This is a genomic window from Micromonospora sp. NPDC004551 (assembly GCF_040609975.1).
Taxonomy (GTDB): domain Bacteria; phylum Actinomycetota; class Actinomycetes; order Mycobacteriales; family Micromonosporaceae; genus Micromonospora.
In genome coordinates this window covers 122,254-135,276 of the sequence record NZ_JBEXLM010000001.1, presented here as the reverse complement: position 1 = coordinate 135,276, position 13,023 = coordinate 122,254, and the positions used below count along the sequence as shown (strand labels likewise).

Sequence of the window (13,023 nt, the reverse complement as noted above, 5' to 3'; positions counted from 1 at the left end):
TCGGAAGTCCGCCCGACCCGACCCCTCGGGAGCGACGATGCGTCCACGCGCCGCGCTGGCGTTCGCCCTCGGCCTGGTGCTCCTCCTGGCCGGGTGTGGCGAGCCCGGCAAGACGCCGCCCCAGGCCGGCACCCCGCCGTCCGCCTCGGCCGTCCCCACGCCGACGCCGAGCCCACGGCCCAGCCCGAGCCGCACCACACGGCCGAAGCCGAAGCTGCGCCCGTTGCCGAAGACCCTGCCTGCCGGATTGCACCGCTCCAGCGGCGACCGGGGCGTCGCGCTCACCTTCGACGACGGGCCGGACCCCCGGTTCACGCCACAGATCCTCGACCAGCTCCGCGCGGCTCACGTCACGGCGACCTTCTGCCTGGTCGGCAAGCAGGCCAAGCGCTACCCGCAGCTGGTGGCCCGGATCGCCCGCGAGGGCCACCAGCTCTGCAACCACAGCTGGCGGCACGACCTCAATCTCGGCCGGCGACCCCTCGCCGAGATCCGGGCCGACCTGGCCCGGACCAACGAGGCCATCCGGGCGGCCGCGCCGCACGCGCCGATCACCTGGTTCCGCCAGCCGGGCGGCCGCTGGACGGCGGAGGAGCTGACGGTGGCCCGCCAGCTCGGGCTGCGCCCGCTGCACTGGAGCGTCGACCCGCAGGACTGGAACCACCCGCCGGCGAAGACGATCATCAAGCGGGTGACCGCCGCGACCCACCACGGCTCGATCGTGCTCATGCACGACGCGGGCGGCGACCGGGCCCAGACGATGGCCGCCTGCCGGCGCCTGATCCCCGACCTCAAGCGGCGGTACGGGATCTCCAGGCTCCGGTGACTAGCCTCTGACCTGCGATTTCACCGGGCCGTGTGCCAGTAGCCATACCGGTTTGGCCGACCGTGGCGGCATGGCATATGCTTCTCATGCCTCCGGCGGGGCCGGATGGGAGCAAGTCCGCTTGAAGTTGCGAGTGTGCAATGATGGCGGGGCCGCCCTCATCGTCTAGCGGCCCAGGACGCCGCCCTTTCAAGGCGGTAGCACGGGTTCGAATCCCGTTGGGGGCACGGTCCGGCTCAGGCCGGATGCAACACCAGCTAGGTCCTGTGGAGCAGTCGGAGTGCTCGCCGCCCTGTCAAGGCGGAGGTCGCGGGTTCAAGTCCCGTCAGGACCGCAAGCGCTGACGCCGCGCCCTTCATGCGCGGCGTTCTGCGTATCGGCACGTGCGGTAGCATGAGCCGAGCACCACGGCCAGGTAGCTCAGTTGGTACGAGCGTCCGACTGAAAATCGGAAGGTCGGCGGTTCGACCCCGCCCCTGGCCACATAGCCTTTCGCCGGGCTACAGAGATCCCCACCAGCGGAAACGCAGGTGGGGATCTTGCTTTTGGCATCCCTGCCACCCCGATCGTGTTGGTCCGTCGTTGCCCGCTCTCTGCCGGTGATCACCGCCACAAGTTGCACGTTCGCTGCACGCCGACGGGCCGGGGTCCTTGTGTCACCTCCGGGGAAGGCGCGGCCCGCTCTGCGGGCCGCCTTGATCCTCAAGAGGTCGACGCGGCAGTGAGACCCGCTCGCTGTGTCGGACGGCCACGCGGAATGCGGCAGATGTCCGCACCGGATCAAGCCGTGGGTTCCGAGACTGGCCGACCGGGGCGGTTGGGGAGCGGGCCGCCCCGGCTATGAACCTGCTCGGCGTGGCCGAGCCGTCTTCGGGCGGCTCGGCCACGCTTTCGGTTCGTCAGGGGGTCACCCGGGTAGCCGGGCTGTCGCCCGGCAGGCCCGACATGTTGGCCTCGACCGGCGGCAACGGAGTGGTTCCGAGGACGCTGCCGTCGGTGGAATACGCGGTGAGGCTGGCCGACTGGTCCGGCGGTATCCGGGTGGTGCCGGCGTTCGACGCATCGAGGGTGACCGTGGCCGGGGATGCGCCGCCGACCGTGACCGTGACGCGGGCCGCGTCCAGCGGGGCGATCACCCGCACCTGGTCCGTCGGCGTGCGGGTGCTGTTGTCGGCCCGGATCCGCCAGCCGATCGGTCGCTGGTCGGCGCCCTCGGCCGGCAGCAGCAGCCGCAGGTCGGTCCACCAGCCGGTCCGGTTGTCGCCGTGCATGGCGTACGCGATCACCCCGCCGCCGGCGGGCTGCACGGTGAGCAGCGCGGCGGACTGGCCGTGCTCGCTGCCGGACCAACGCACCCGTACCGTCGTCCCGGCAGCCGGGAGGCGACTGTCGAGGAGTGCCGATTCGACGAAGTTGCGCAGGTTGGCGTCGTCCAGCGGCGTACCTCGGGCGCCCCGTCGGGCGGCGATGAGCAGGACGTCCATCTCCGGCCCGGTCGGGTAGCTCCCGGCGTACGGGCCGCCGCCCAGGCCGCCCTGGTAGAACACGTGGTCGTCGCGGCTGACCCGAACGACGGGTTCGTGCCGGAGCGGCGCGGGGGGCAGGATGGCGAACCCGACCCCGCTGCCGTCCGCCCTGGCTAGGTCCTGGTACTCCAGGGTCCCCCTCGGCGTGTACCGAGGGTCGCCACTGATCGTCACGGTGGACTCGGCCGGCCCGACGACAACCGCGAATCCGCCCCGGTCGGGACCGGCCTGCATCAGGGTCATCACCGGGTCGTCGACGCCCTCGCTGTGGCCGGCGTAGCGCATCTGCTGGGCGCTGGCCCCGGCCGGACCCACGTACCAGACCAGCGCCTCCTTGGTCAGCAGGCCGAACCGCAGCGGCACCGCGACCAGCGCGACCCGGTGGCCCGGCTGGTCACTGCCGTAGAGCAGACGAATCCGGTCGCGATCGCCGACCTTCCAGAAGCCGTCCGGGTTCGAGCCACCCGACGAGGTGTCGGTGCTCATCGACGGATCGGTGCTGATTCGCGCCCGCAGCGTGTCCAGCCAGGCCTGATCGCCAGCCAGCGCGCCCCGGGGCGGCGCGTCGAGCAGCGCTGCCGGGGCGGCGGCGACCGCGATGCCCGGCGCCCAGCCGGGGAGGGGCACCACGTTGGTCTGGACCCCGACGAGCGCGGCCATGACCGCGGCGGCCACCGCCGTCCGGATCAGCCGCGTGCGCCGGTGCCGTCGCTCGCGCCGGGCGAACCCCGGCCACGGGTCCTCAGGTACGTCGACACCGTGCGCGGCCTGCCACAGCGCGGGACTGAGCGTCGAATGTGCGAAGCTCTCGGTCATGCCGGTTCCTCCTGAAGCCGTACCGGGGACTGAGGGGCGGGTGGGGGGAACTCGACCCGCAGCCGGGCCAACCCGCGCGACGCCTGGCTCTTCACCGAGCCGACGGAGCAGCCGAGAACCCTGGCGGTGTCCGCCTCGCTGAGGTCCTCGAAGTAGCGCAGCACCAGAACCGCCTGGGTTCTGGGCGGCAACCGACGCAGCGCGGTGAGGAGCAGTTGCCGCTCCTCCACCTGCACGTACGCGTCCGGCATCGGCGCGCTGTCGGAGGTCAGCAGCGGCACCTCCAGCGGCCGCCGCCGACGCCGCCAGGAGATCGCCGTGTTGACCATCACCCGGCGTACGTAGACCTCGGGCGCATCTCTGCGCACCACCCGCCCCCAGCGCCGATGGGTCTTCTCCAACGCCGACTGCACCAGGTCCTCGGCTGTCCCCCGGTCGCCGGTCAGCAGGTAGGCCGTTCGGAGCAACCTCCCCCACTGTCGTTGTACAAACAGCCGGAACTGTTCGTCGTCCTCGTAGCGACTCACGCCACCTCCAGGTCGCGTCCGTCTCGCGTTCACGAGCGGATGCCGAGTCAGACGCGATCGGCGACGTCCGGGGTTGAGTGGGAAACCGAGTGTTCGTGAGCCGCGACGGCACGCAGGCCGAGTACCGACGGCTTCTCGCCGAGCTGCCCGGTGATGTGAACGATCGCCGGCATCTCACGATGGGCGGCTCGTGGATGACTAGTCCCGTCGCAGGATGACCCATCCCAGCGCGGTGACGGCAAGGAGCAGCGCTACCGCGAACAGGGCGGTTCCGAGGCTGTGCGGCATGGGGACGAGAGGCGGTGCCTGCTGGATCAGCAGGCTCGCGCCCATGAACGCTTGTCCACCACCGATGCGGACGGGTTGGGACCGCTGCCTCTTCGTCGGACGTGCGAAGCGAACCCAGGCACGGGGGAACCGTCGCGTCACGGCGACGCGGGCGCCGAAGACGAGCAGGAAGAGGCTGACGACGACGATCACCAGGCGGCCGGTCACCAGGAGCGGGTCCGCATCAGTCGGGCTCATGCGGCCATCCTTCCGGCGGCGTCAAGGTCCAGCGCGCCACCGTCACCAGCAAGCACAACAACCCACCTGGCCACCCGGTCACGCCCCCCGCCCAGTGGTTGATCAAGAGGTTTGCGTCGGCCGGGGCCTGATTCCCGACGCAAACCTCTTGGTCAACAGGGCGGGTCAGGGTTCGGAGTTCGGGGTCGGGCCGGGGTTGGGCCCGATGGTGCGGGATCCGGCTGGCGCGAAGACTCGTCGTATGACGAGAGATCACCGTGACGTGCTCGCGCCCTGGCGGATCGCCTACGGGATGGAGAGTTGGCGGCGACTCGCCGGGTCGGTGGTCGCCGTGCCGCGCGCGGTTGGCGCGCTGAGCAGGGCGCTACGCCGGCCGGGGCGCCTGCGGGCGCTGGGCGGGGCACTGCTCGCGCTGCCGGTCGCGGTCGCCTCCAGCGCGCTCACTGCCGTGCTCGCCTTCCTGGTGCTGATCAACGTGGTGGGGTACCCGTTCCGCCCCTGGCTCGGGCTCGGGCTCGCCGAGCAGACCGGCACCGCCTGGTACGCCGACGCCTGGGGCGGCCCGACCCTGGCCGGCGCGTGGGCGACCCACGCCGCCCTGGTCCTGCTGCTGGTCGTCCCGCCGCTGGTCTGGTCCGTCCGCGGGCTGACCACCCTCCAATCGCGGCTGACCGGTCACCGGGCGGACCCGAACACAGCGGCCCGCCGCGCGGTGAATCTCGGACCGGCCGTCGCCGCCGAGCCCGTGAACGCCCGACCCGCCGCCACCGAACCGGCAGACGTCTCGCACGCATCGCCGTTGCCCGTGCCCGCCACGACCAGCCGGACCGCCCGGCGGGGCGCCGGGGCGGCGCGAGGCCGGCGCCGGGTCGGGGCCGGCCTCGCCGCCGTGGGGCTGCTGGTGGCCTGCTCGCTCACCGCACACGCCAACGGGATCGGCGACAACCTGCTCTGGGCGCCGCGCGACCTGACCAGCGGGGCCGCCCTCGCCGCGACGCTCGCGCCGGTCGCCGGGTTGCTGCTGCTCCGGCGTACGGCCTGGTGGTCGGCGGGCCGGCTCCGCTGAGCCTCCCGGCTACCGCTTCGGGCGGTGCTGGCCCATGCCGCTCTGGATCGCCTCCCACACGCTCCGGCCGGCCTGCAACAGCGTCTCCCCGGCCTGGCCGGCGAGCTGGGCCGGCCCGGGCGGGCCGCCTGCACCCTTCTCGGCCTCCGCCGGCTTCCCACCGGCCGCCGGCTTCCCCGCCTGGCCGGGCCTCCCCGGCTCGGCGGCTTTCCCGGGCTCGCCGGCCTTCTCCGCGGGCTTCCCCGCCTGACCGGCCTTCCCGGGCTCGCCGGCCTTCCCATGCTCACCGGTCTCTTCCGGGTGGCCGGGCTTCCCCGGCTCACCGGTCTTGCTCGCCTCGGCGGCCGTTCCCTGGCCCGCGCCTTTGCCCGGCTCGGCCGCCATCCCAGAGGCAGGTGCCTTTCCGGGTCCGGTGGCCGCCGGACCGGTCGACGGACCGCCCCTACCCTCACCGGACCGCCCGCCCGCACCGCCGGTCCGCCCACCCGCACCGCCGGTCCGCCCACCTGCACCGGTCTGTCCACCTGCGCCGGACGGGCCGCCGACCCCGCCGCTGGGCTGCCATCCCTCGCGAGACGGTCCGCCCTCCCGGGCTGCGTAGGCGGCCGCACCGCTGGACGGCTGCTTCCCGCCGCCGGACGGACCGCTCGGCGGCGGCGGACCACCGGCACCCGTCGCAGGCCGCCCCTTCTCGCCGGTCGGCGGCTCCGGGGCACGCGCCCCGGTCGGCGTCGCCGGTGACGGCGGCCCAGGCTGGCCGACGCCCTCCCGCAGGGCCCGGTCGGCCACCGCGCCGACCGCGCCGATCCGCTGCCCGCTCTCGTCCCGGACCGGCGCGCCGGCGAGCTGCTGGGCGGCCCGGTTGACGTCGTCGACGCTGCTCAGCGTCGAGCGGGCCAGCGTCTCGATCAGGTGCGGGTTCCGGTCGATGGTGGTCAGCGCACGGTCCAGGATCTGCACCAGCTTTTCCAGGCGTACCTTGAGCAGTGCCTCGGCGCTGACGCCGGTGACGTCCAGTTCCACGTTCTCCAGGTGCACCCGGACGCCGGCGTCGAGTTGGAGCAGGTTGGCCAGCCGGGCGCGCAGCGACAGGTCGGCGTCGAGCCCCTCGACGGAGAGCCGGATCTGGTCGACCGTCACCTCCGGGATGTCGAGCAGGACGTCCGGCTCCGACTGCCCGCCGCCCTGACGGGCGGGTCGCCCGGTCGCCGGGTCCGGCTCCCGCTCGGTCGCTCCGCTCTCGCTCATGCTCCCCGCTCCCCGCTGGCCCGCAGCCCGGGCGGAATCGGCCAGTCGCCCGGGCGGAATCAGCCCGCCGACCGGGCCGAATCAGTCGCGGTTACCCGCTTTACGGCCCGGCATCCCTGGTGATCCGGAAGGCCCTGGATGGCAGCGGCGGCAGCCGGCCGGAGAGCGGTCTCCGCTGTCCGGAAGCCGCCCGAAAGGAAAGCTGCACAGCGGGGCATCAGCCGGTATGGTCCGGGCCTATGGGACAGGGGATGGCCGATCCGAACGAGGTCCACCAGGAATCCGACCGATTCTCCCTCCGCAGTACACTCTTCGCCCCCGCCTCCGCCGACCGGGCGTACGCCGTGTTCACCGGGTCGCTGACCGACTGGTGGGTACGCGAATACACCTGGTCGGGGCCGGAGGCGCTGGCCGAACTGGGCATCGAGCCCCGGGCCGGAGGCATGCTCTACGAGATCGGCCCGTACGGCTTCCGCGGCGACTGGGGCCGGGTGCTGACCTGGGACCCGCCCCGGCGGCTGGTCTTCACCTGGCAGCTCGGGCCGGACCGGGTGCCGGTGCCGGACCCGGCGCGGGCCAGCGAGGTCGAGGTCATCTTCCAGCCGGAAGGGCCGGAGCTGACCCGGGTCGACGTCGAGCACCGCTACTTCGACCGGCACGGCGAGGCCGCCGAGGGCTACCGCAAGGCGCTCACGGCCGGCTGGCACGAACTCCTCTGCCGCTACCTGGCCACGGTCGCCCGCACCACCGACTGACAGGCGGGTCAGCCGCCGATGCCCCTGGCCGGGGTCCCGGCGCCGGCCACGCCGGTGCCGCCGAGGTCGGCCCGGCGACCCGCGGCCGCGCCCGGACCGAAGCCGCTGCCCGCGAGCCGGCGGCGCGGGGCGGTACGCAGCCGCGGGTACACCTCGGCGAGCCGCCGCTGGACCCGGTCGGAGCGGTCGGCGAGCACCAGCGCCACCGAGGGCGCCCCGGACTCGGCCACCGCCCCGGCCTCGGCCGTACGCAGCCGCTCGGCGACCACGTGCGCGAAGCCGGCGAGCCAGGTGCGCCGGAAGGCGGCCGGATGCTCTCCGGCCGGCACCGTGGCGCCGGCGAGCCCGTGCGCGGCCTGCACGAGCAGCGAGGTGAAGAGCAGCTCGACCCGTTCCAGGTCACTGGCGAAGCCGAACAGGTGCAGGTCGAAGCCGCCGCCCCGTTGGCGGCGTACGCAGCGGCAGCGCAGCGGGTCGGCGACCGCCGCGAGCAGGCCGGCCTTGTCCCGGGCGTACGGGGCGACCACCTCGACCACCCGGTCGCCGACCGGGTCGGTGGCGGGTTCACGCGCGGCGAGCAGTGCCCGGTCGACGCCGTAGCGGGCGATCAGCTCGGTGGCCTTGGCCATGAAGGCGGCCGACTCGGCGGGCGTGCAGGCCGGGTCCTCGGCCTGGGCGAGCAGCTTGCGGACCTTGCTCAGCATCGCCTCGGACATGCACCAGAGCTATCACAGGCCGGGGCCGGGACGGGCGGTCAGCCCGCCCGGCTGCGCAGCGTCGCGACCGTCGAACCGGCGAGCGTGAGCAGGCAGTCGGGCAGCAGCCCGTCGGCCGCCGCGGCCCCGAACAGCGCCTCGCCGGTGTCGGCGTCGTCGTTGGCGTACGCGCTGACGAAGCGGGCCACCCACCGGGTGTCGTAGTCGGCCTGGTCGATCCCGGGGAAGTCGAGCGCGGCGCCGCCCGCGGGCGCGTCGTCGCCGAGCATGGTGGCGGCCAGGCACCAGGCCACCCCGTACGCGCCGGCCAGCCCGGAGCGGTCCACGACGGCGTCGAAGGTGCCCACCACGCCGGCGCCGTCCCCCGCCAGCGCCGAGCGGAGCACGGCGGTCGCATCGTCCAGCGTCTGCTGTGCTTCGTCGGTCACCTGCCGAACAGTAGTTCCGGAGGTCAAGCGGTGACCCCGGAACGGCCCGACCATTACGCAGAGTCATACCGGCAGTCGGGCTGCCGACGGACGGGCCTCCACGGTCCCGCTCCCCGCCCGGGCACGCTAATGTGCGCAGCGGACCTTCGCCGGAGGAAGGACGACCATGCTCAGATCTCGCGCGTCGCGTACGGCCCTGTCCACGGCCTGCGCGGCGCTCCTGCTCGCCACCAGCGCCTGCGGGAGCGACAAGCCCGAAGAGGCCGCCGCCACCCAGGTGCGCCTCTACGGCACCGACGGCAACATGCAGAACTCGTATGTCGACGAGCTGAAGGACCGCGCGGACCTTCTCAACGGCATGAAGGGCACCATCCCGCTCACGCCGCTGCCCGAGAGCTTCAAGGATCGGCTACGCACCGTAGACCCGAAGCTCAAGGACTACCTCTACTCGGCGGAGACCTACGACGCGATCGTGATAAGCGTGCTGGCCGCCCAGCTCGCGGGCACGACCGAGCCGACCGAGATCGCCAAGCAGATCGTCGGTGTGACCACCGGCGGCCAGCGCTGCGACGTGGTCGCGACCTGCCTCCAGCTGGCCCGTGCGGGCCAGGACATCGAATACCGCGGGGTGTCGCTCAACCGGGCGGGGTTCACCGACATCGGCGAGCCGGCCACCGCCAGCTACGCGACCCTGCACTTCGGGGACCGGCAGATCGACGACGGCAAGACGGAGTTCGTCGGCGCCGGGGACGAGTCGGGGGCGAGCACCAAGACGCCGCCGCGGGGCAAGAAGTTCCACCCGGGCAAGTCCTACAAGGACGACGGCTCCCCGCTGGTACTCGGCGGCCTGCTGCCGAAGACGGGTGACCTGGCGCTGGCGTACCCGCCGATCGCGGCCGGTTCGGCGCTGGCCATCCGCGAGATCAACGCGGCGGGCGGCGCGCTCGGCGAGCCGGTGACGTGGATCGACGGCGACGACGGCACCGACCCGAAGGTGGCGAAGGCGACCGTGGCCTCGCACGTCGAGCGCGGCGTGCACGTCATCATCGGCGCCGCGGCCTCGGGCATCTCCCGGGCCGTGCTGCCCGACGTGGTGGCCGCCGGCCGGATCCTCTTCTCCCCGTCGAACACCGACGCCGGGCTGAGCACGGTCGACGACAAGGGGCTCTACTTCCGTACCGCCCCGCCGGACAGCCTCCAGGGCCGGGCGCTCGCGGACGTGATACTGCGCGACGGACCGCACAAGATCGCGATCGTCGCCCGTAAGGACTCCTACGGCGAGGGCCTCCAGGAGAACGTCCGCGCCGAGCTGGAGCGGGCCGGCATGGGCGGCGACAAGGTGAAGCTGCTCTCGTACGTGCCCCCGGAGGGCGCGTCGGCGCCGCCGGTGGACTTCTCCGCGGGCGCCAAGGAGATCAAGGAGTACGGGGCCGACGCGGTGCTGGTGATCGGCTTCGGTGAGTCGGCGCGGGTGATCACCGCGCTGGCCGACGCCGGGGTGCAGATCCGGCAGTGAGACGAGGGCGAGGGCCGCACCGGACGAACCGGTGCGGCCCTCGTCGTGTCCGGGGTCAGCGGGAGCGGCGCCGCTCCAGGAACTCGGTCATCCGCCGGTGCTTCTCCTCGTCCTCGAAGAGCACCGCCTGGCTGAGCAGGTCGAGCTGCGGGTGCGCGGCGGCCGGGGCGTCCACCGCCAGCTTGGTCAGCCGCAGCGCCAGCGCCGAGCCCTTGGCCATCTCGTCGAGCAGGCCGTGCGCGGTGGGCAGCAGCTCCGCCGGCTCGGCCACCACCCGGTTGACCAGCCCGATCCGCAGCGCCTCGTCGGCGTCGACCCGCCGGCCGGTGAAGAGCAGTTCCTTGGCCCGGGCCTCCCCGACCAGCGCCGGCAGCCGGTAGGTCGCGCCGGCGCCGGCCAGGATGCCCAGTCGCACCTCGGGCTGACCGAACACCGCGCGCGCCGTGCACACCCGCAGATCGCAGGCGTACGCCAGTTCGGCGCCGCCGCCCAGCGCCGGACCGTCGACGGCCGCCACGGTGGGCATCGGCAGCGCCCGGATGCGCGCGAAGGCGGCCTGGTTGATGGCGGCCAGCGCGTCCAGCCGGCCGCGCTCACGGAGCTGGGCGATGTCCGCGCCGCCGGCGAAGATGCCGTCCGTCCCGCCGGTGAGCAGCAGCAGCCGGGGCCGCGCCTCCAGTTCGGCGCAGACGGCGTGCAGCTCGCCGATCAGGTCCGCGTCGATCGCGTTGCGCTTCTCCGGCCGGTCCAGGGTGACCACGAGCCGGTCGGGCAGCTCCTCGATCCGCAGCCCGGTCACTGCTTCACCCCGCCTTCCCAGTTGTAGAAGCCCTGGCCCGACTTCTTGCCCAGCCGGCCGGCGGCCACCATCTCCACCAGCAGCGGCGGCGGCGCGAACCGGTCCCCGTACGCGGCCTGGAGGGTGCGGGCGATGTCGAGCCGGACGTCCAGCCCGACCAGGTCGGTCAGCTCCAGCGGGCCGACCGGGTGCCGGTAGCCGAGCACCATGGCCTTGTCGATGTCGGCGGGGCCGGCCACCCCGTCGGCGACCATCCGGATCGCCTCCAGGCCGAGGGTCACGCCGAGCCGGGAGGTGGCGAAGCCGGGCAGGTCGCGTACCACGACGGGGTCCTTGCCCAGCCGGCCGGCGAGCGCGACGGCCGCCTCGGTGGTCTCCGGCGCGGTGGCCGGGCCCACCACGACCTCCAGCAGCGCCATGGCCCACACCGGGTTGAAGAAGTGCAGCCCGAGGAAGTCGGCGGGCCGCTCCAGCCCCTCGGCGAGCTCGGCGATCGGGATGCTGGACGTGTTGCTGCCGAGCAGGGCGGGCCGCCGGCCCTCCGCGTCGCGGAGCACGGCCCGCTTGAGGTCGAGCCGCTCGGGGACCGCCTCCACGATCACGTCGGGGCCCTCGGCCACCTCGGCGAGTCCCGCGCGCAGCGTGACCCGCTCGCGGTTCGCCGTCGCCGCCTCGGCGGTCAGCTTGCCGCGCTGCACGCCGCGTTCCCACAGCTCGCCGAGCCGCCGCACCGCGTCGGCGCCGCGCGCCGGGTCCACCTCGACCAGTTCGACCGCGTAGCCGGCGCCGGCCGCCACGTACGCGATGCCGAGGCCCATGGTGCCGGCCCCGACGACCACAAAACGACCACTCATCGATGTCCCTCCGCCGCGGCCGGTGACGGGCGGGGTCTCCGCCACGCCGGCCCGTCCGCTGGTTCCTGGATGCGACCCTATGCAGGGCCGGCCCGCGGGCATGAGTGGGGGCGCGCCGGATCGGGTACAGACGGCCGTCAACGCCGAGGGAAGGATCGAGATGAGCCAGGCACCGGAGAGCGCGGAGAGCACCGAGACCGTGGAGACCCGCGGCGACGAGCGGGTGGACCTGCTCCGCGCGGACACCAACAACGACGGGAAGACCGACGTCTGGGTGGTGGACACCGACGGCGACGGGAAGGCCGACCTGTTCCAGTTCGACACCGACGGCGACGGCAAGGTGGACATCACCATGGTCGACATCGACGAGGACGGCACCCCGGACGAGGTGGTCGACGGCGACGGCGGCCTGCCCCCGGAGCAGACCGCCCCCACCGTGCGGGTCTGACTCGTGCGACCGGCGGGTGCCTCCGGCGCCCGCCGGTCTCAGGCCAGTCTGAGGGTCGCCAGATAGTACGGGTGGTCCCGGTCGTCCACGTCGGCCAGTCGCCACGGCGAGCCGTGGACCAGCTCGGCGAACTCCTCGACCGAGCACACCAGATAGTCGAACCATTCGGTGCCGAGCTGCCGGTAGCGCAGCCGCAGCCGGAGCTGCCCGCCCAGCCGTCCCCGCCGCCGGTTCCGCTCGTGGTAGCCGGTGTGCACCGGGTCGGTGGTGCCGTACGGGTCGGTGCCGTGCGCGATCACCTCCGCGCCGGGGCGGGCCAGCGCGGCGAGCGCGGCCAGCAGCGCGGGGGCCCGCTCCCGCCCCTCGAACAGTCCCAGGTTGTTGCCGAGCAGCAGGAACGTGTCGTAGCGCCGGCCGTCGGCGACGTGCTCGTCCACGGTGCCGAGCACCAGGTCGCGTACGCCCCGGTGCCGGCTGACCCGCAGCGCCCCGGCCGAGGTGTCGAGCCCGGTGACCGGCACGCCGCGCTCCTGGAGGTGCAGGGCGATCCGGCCACCCCCGACGCCGATGTCCAGCACCTGCCCGCGCGCCCGGTCGACGGCCCGGTGGTCGTACGGCTGCCACCGCTCCGGCGGGTCCAGGTAGTGCTCGGTGGGTGCGCCGTTGACCAGCCCGTCGTCGCGCTCGATGATCTCGATGACCGGCCGGGGCAACCGCCCGCCGACCATCGGCCGGGGTCCGATCCCGGTGCTGACGGCGTACGCGTCGCGGATCATCTCGCCGAACACGTCGCCGATAGCGGGTTCCCCGGTCATGGTGCTGTCTCTGTTCCCGACTGCGGGGCTCGCAGACCCGGCTCACTCCTCGCGCTCACGGCGCTGTCTCTGTTCCCGACTGCGGGGCTCGCAGACCCGGCTCACTCCTCGCGCTCACGGCGCTGTCTCTGTTCCCGACTGCGGGGCTCGCAGACCCG

At 73.6% G+C, this 13,023-nt stretch carries 14 protein-coding genes and 3 tRNA genes; 8 read left to right on the top strand and 9 right to left on the bottom strand.

Features of this window, described 5'->3' with window-relative positions:
* Positions 1-37 precede the first annotated feature (37 nt).
* From ABZW14_RS00690 to ABZW14_RS00675, 4 genes are all read left to right on the top strand, one after another.
* Complete coding sequence (locus ABZW14_RS00690) at positions 38-826, top strand: polysaccharide deacetylase family protein (RefSeq protein WP_355337583.1); 789 nt, start codon at positions 38-40, stop codon at positions 824-826.
* Between the two features lie 154 nt (positions 827-980).
* A tRNA-Glu gene (locus ABZW14_RS00685) sits at positions 981-1,053 on the top strand.
* A 33-nt stretch (positions 1,054-1,086) separates the two neighbouring features.
* Positions 1,087-1,160 (top strand) — tRNA-Asp (locus ABZW14_RS00680).
* A gap of 75 nt (positions 1,161-1,235) precedes the next feature.
* Positions 1,236-1,309 (top strand) — tRNA-Phe (locus tag ABZW14_RS00675).
* Positions 1,310-1,725: 416 nt separating this feature from the next.
* Here the strand turns inward: ABZW14_RS00675 and ABZW14_RS00670 are convergent.
* From ABZW14_RS00670 to ABZW14_RS00660, 3 genes are all read right to left on the bottom strand, one after another.
* Positions 1,726-3,168, bottom strand: coding sequence for a hypothetical protein (locus tag ABZW14_RS00670; RefSeq protein WP_355337580.1), 1,443 nt, complete (start codon positions 3,166-3,168; stop codon positions 1,726-1,728).
* Positions 3,165-3,695 (bottom strand): SigE family RNA polymerase sigma factor, encoded by a 531-nt coding sequence (locus ABZW14_RS00665; protein WP_355337577.1) that lies wholly within the window; start codon positions 3,693-3,695, stop codon positions 3,165-3,167. The genes ABZW14_RS00670 and ABZW14_RS00665 overlap by 4 nt, the downstream gene beginning before the upstream one ends.
* Positions 3,696-3,893: 198 nt before the next feature.
* Complete coding sequence (locus ABZW14_RS00660; RefSeq protein ID WP_355337574.1) at positions 3,894-4,220, bottom strand: hypothetical protein; 327 nt, start codon at positions 4,218-4,220, stop codon at positions 3,894-3,896.
* Between the two features lie 241 nt (positions 4,221-4,461).
* On the opposite strand from ABZW14_RS00660, the gene ABZW14_RS00655 reads away from it, so the two are divergent.
* Positions 4,462-5,286 carry a hypothetical protein gene (locus tag ABZW14_RS00655; RefSeq protein WP_355337571.1) on the top strand — a complete coding sequence of 275 codons (825 nt, stop codon included), beginning with the start codon at positions 4,462-4,464 and terminating at the stop codon, positions 5,284-5,286.
* A gap of 9 nt (positions 5,287-5,295) precedes the next feature.
* Here ABZW14_RS00655 and ABZW14_RS00650 read toward each other — a convergent pair whose 3' ends face one another.
* A complete protein-coding gene (locus ABZW14_RS00650) occupies positions 5,296-6,534 on the bottom strand; it encodes a hypothetical protein (RefSeq protein WP_355337568.1) in 1,239 nt (412 codons plus the stop codon).
* 239 nt (positions 6,535-6,773) lie between these two features.
* Between ABZW14_RS00650 and ABZW14_RS00645 the strand changes: the two genes are divergently transcribed.
* The gene (locus ABZW14_RS00645; RefSeq protein ID WP_355337565.1) at positions 6,774-7,289 is read left to right on the top strand and encodes an SRPBCC family protein; all 516 of its coding nucleotides are present in this window, start codon (positions 6,774-6,776) and stop codon (positions 7,287-7,289) included.
* 8 nt (positions 7,290-7,297) lie between these two features.
* Here the strand turns inward: ABZW14_RS00645 and ABZW14_RS00640 are convergent, their stop codons facing one another.
* Together ABZW14_RS00640 and ABZW14_RS00635 are read right to left on the bottom strand one after the other, a co-directional pair.
* Positions 7,298-8,005 carry a DUF2786 domain-containing protein gene (locus tag ABZW14_RS00640; protein WP_355337562.1) on the bottom strand — a complete coding sequence of 236 codons (708 nt, stop codon included), beginning with the start codon at positions 8,003-8,005 and terminating at the stop codon, positions 7,298-7,300.
* Between the two features lie 38 nt (positions 8,006-8,043).
* Positions 8,044-8,433: a hypothetical protein gene (locus ABZW14_RS00635; protein WP_355337559.1), complete on the bottom strand. Its 390-nt coding sequence runs from the start codon at positions 8,431-8,433 to the stop codon at positions 8,044-8,046.
* Positions 8,434-8,599: 166 nt separating this feature from the next.
* Between ABZW14_RS00635 and ABZW14_RS00630 the strand changes: the two genes are divergently transcribed.
* Positions 8,600-9,949 carry an ABC transporter substrate-binding protein gene (locus ABZW14_RS00630; protein WP_355337556.1) on the top strand — a complete coding sequence of 450 codons (1,350 nt, stop codon included), beginning with the start codon at positions 8,600-8,602 and terminating at the stop codon, positions 9,947-9,949.
* Positions 9,950-10,004: 55 nt separating this feature from the next.
* On the opposite strand, the gene ABZW14_RS00625 is transcribed toward ABZW14_RS00630, so the two are convergent.
* Positions 10,005-10,748: an enoyl-CoA hydratase/isomerase family protein gene (locus tag ABZW14_RS00625; RefSeq protein ID WP_355337553.1), complete on the bottom strand. Its 744-nt coding sequence runs from the start codon at positions 10,746-10,748 to the stop codon at positions 10,005-10,007.
* Positions 10,745-11,602 carry a 3-hydroxyacyl-CoA dehydrogenase family protein gene (locus ABZW14_RS00620; RefSeq protein ID WP_355337550.1) on the bottom strand — a complete coding sequence of 286 codons (858 nt, stop codon included), beginning with the start codon at positions 11,600-11,602 and terminating at the stop codon, positions 10,745-10,747. Before ABZW14_RS00620 ends, ABZW14_RS00625 begins: the two co-directional genes overlap by 4 nt.
* Positions 11,603-11,762: 160 nt before the next feature.
* On the opposite strand from ABZW14_RS00620, the gene ABZW14_RS00615 reads away from it, so the two are divergent.
* Positions 11,763-12,050, top strand: coding sequence for a hypothetical protein (locus tag ABZW14_RS00615; RefSeq protein WP_355337547.1), 288 nt, complete (start codon positions 11,763-11,765; stop codon positions 12,048-12,050).
* Positions 12,051-12,088: 38 nt separating this feature from the next.
* Here ABZW14_RS00615 and ABZW14_RS00610 read toward each other — a convergent pair whose 3' ends face one another.
* A complete protein-coding gene (locus ABZW14_RS00610; protein WP_355337544.1) occupies positions 12,089-12,865 on the bottom strand; it encodes a class I SAM-dependent methyltransferase in 777 nt (258 codons plus the stop codon).
* Between the last annotated feature and the right edge of the window lie 158 nt (positions 12,866-13,023).

Coding starts and splice junctions, on each gene's coding strand:
- ABZW14_RS00690 (WP_355337583.1), top strand. CDS start 38: ATGCGTCCACGCGCCGCGCTGGCGTTCGCCCTCGGCCTGGTGCTCCTC.
- ABZW14_RS00670 (WP_355337580.1), bottom strand. CDS start 3,168: ATGACCGAGAGCTTCGCACATTCGACGCTCAGTCCCGCGCTGTGGCAG.
- ABZW14_RS00660 (WP_355337574.1), bottom strand. CDS start 4,220: ATGAGCCCGACTGATGCGGACCCGCTCCTGGTGACCGGCCGCCTGGTG.
- ABZW14_RS00655 (WP_355337571.1), top strand. CDS start 4,462: ATGACGAGAGATCACCGTGACGTGCTCGCGCCCTGGCGGATCGCCTAC.
- ABZW14_RS00650 (WP_355337568.1), bottom strand. CDS start 6,534: ATGAGCGAGAGCGGAGCGACCGAGCGGGAGCCGGACCCGGCGACCGGG.
- ABZW14_RS00645 (WP_355337565.1), top strand. CDS start 6,774: ATGGGACAGGGGATGGCCGATCCGAACGAGGTCCACCAGGAATCCGAC.
- ABZW14_RS00640 (WP_355337562.1), bottom strand. CDS start 8,005: ATGTCCGAGGCGATGCTGAGCAAGGTCCGCAAGCTGCTCGCCCAGGCC.
- ABZW14_RS00630 (WP_355337556.1), top strand. CDS start 8,600: ATGCTCAGATCTCGCGCGTCGCGTACGGCCCTGTCCACGGCCTGCGCG.
- ABZW14_RS00620 (WP_355337550.1), bottom strand. CDS start 11,602: ATGAGTGGTCGTTTTGTGGTCGTCGGGGCCGGCACCATGGGCCTCGGC.
- ABZW14_RS00615 (WP_355337547.1), top strand. CDS start 11,763: ATGAGCCAGGCACCGGAGAGCGCGGAGAGCACCGAGACCGTGGAGACC.
- ABZW14_RS00610 (WP_355337544.1), bottom strand. CDS start 12,865: ATGACCGGGGAACCCGCTATCGGCGACGTGTTCGGCGAGATGATCCGC.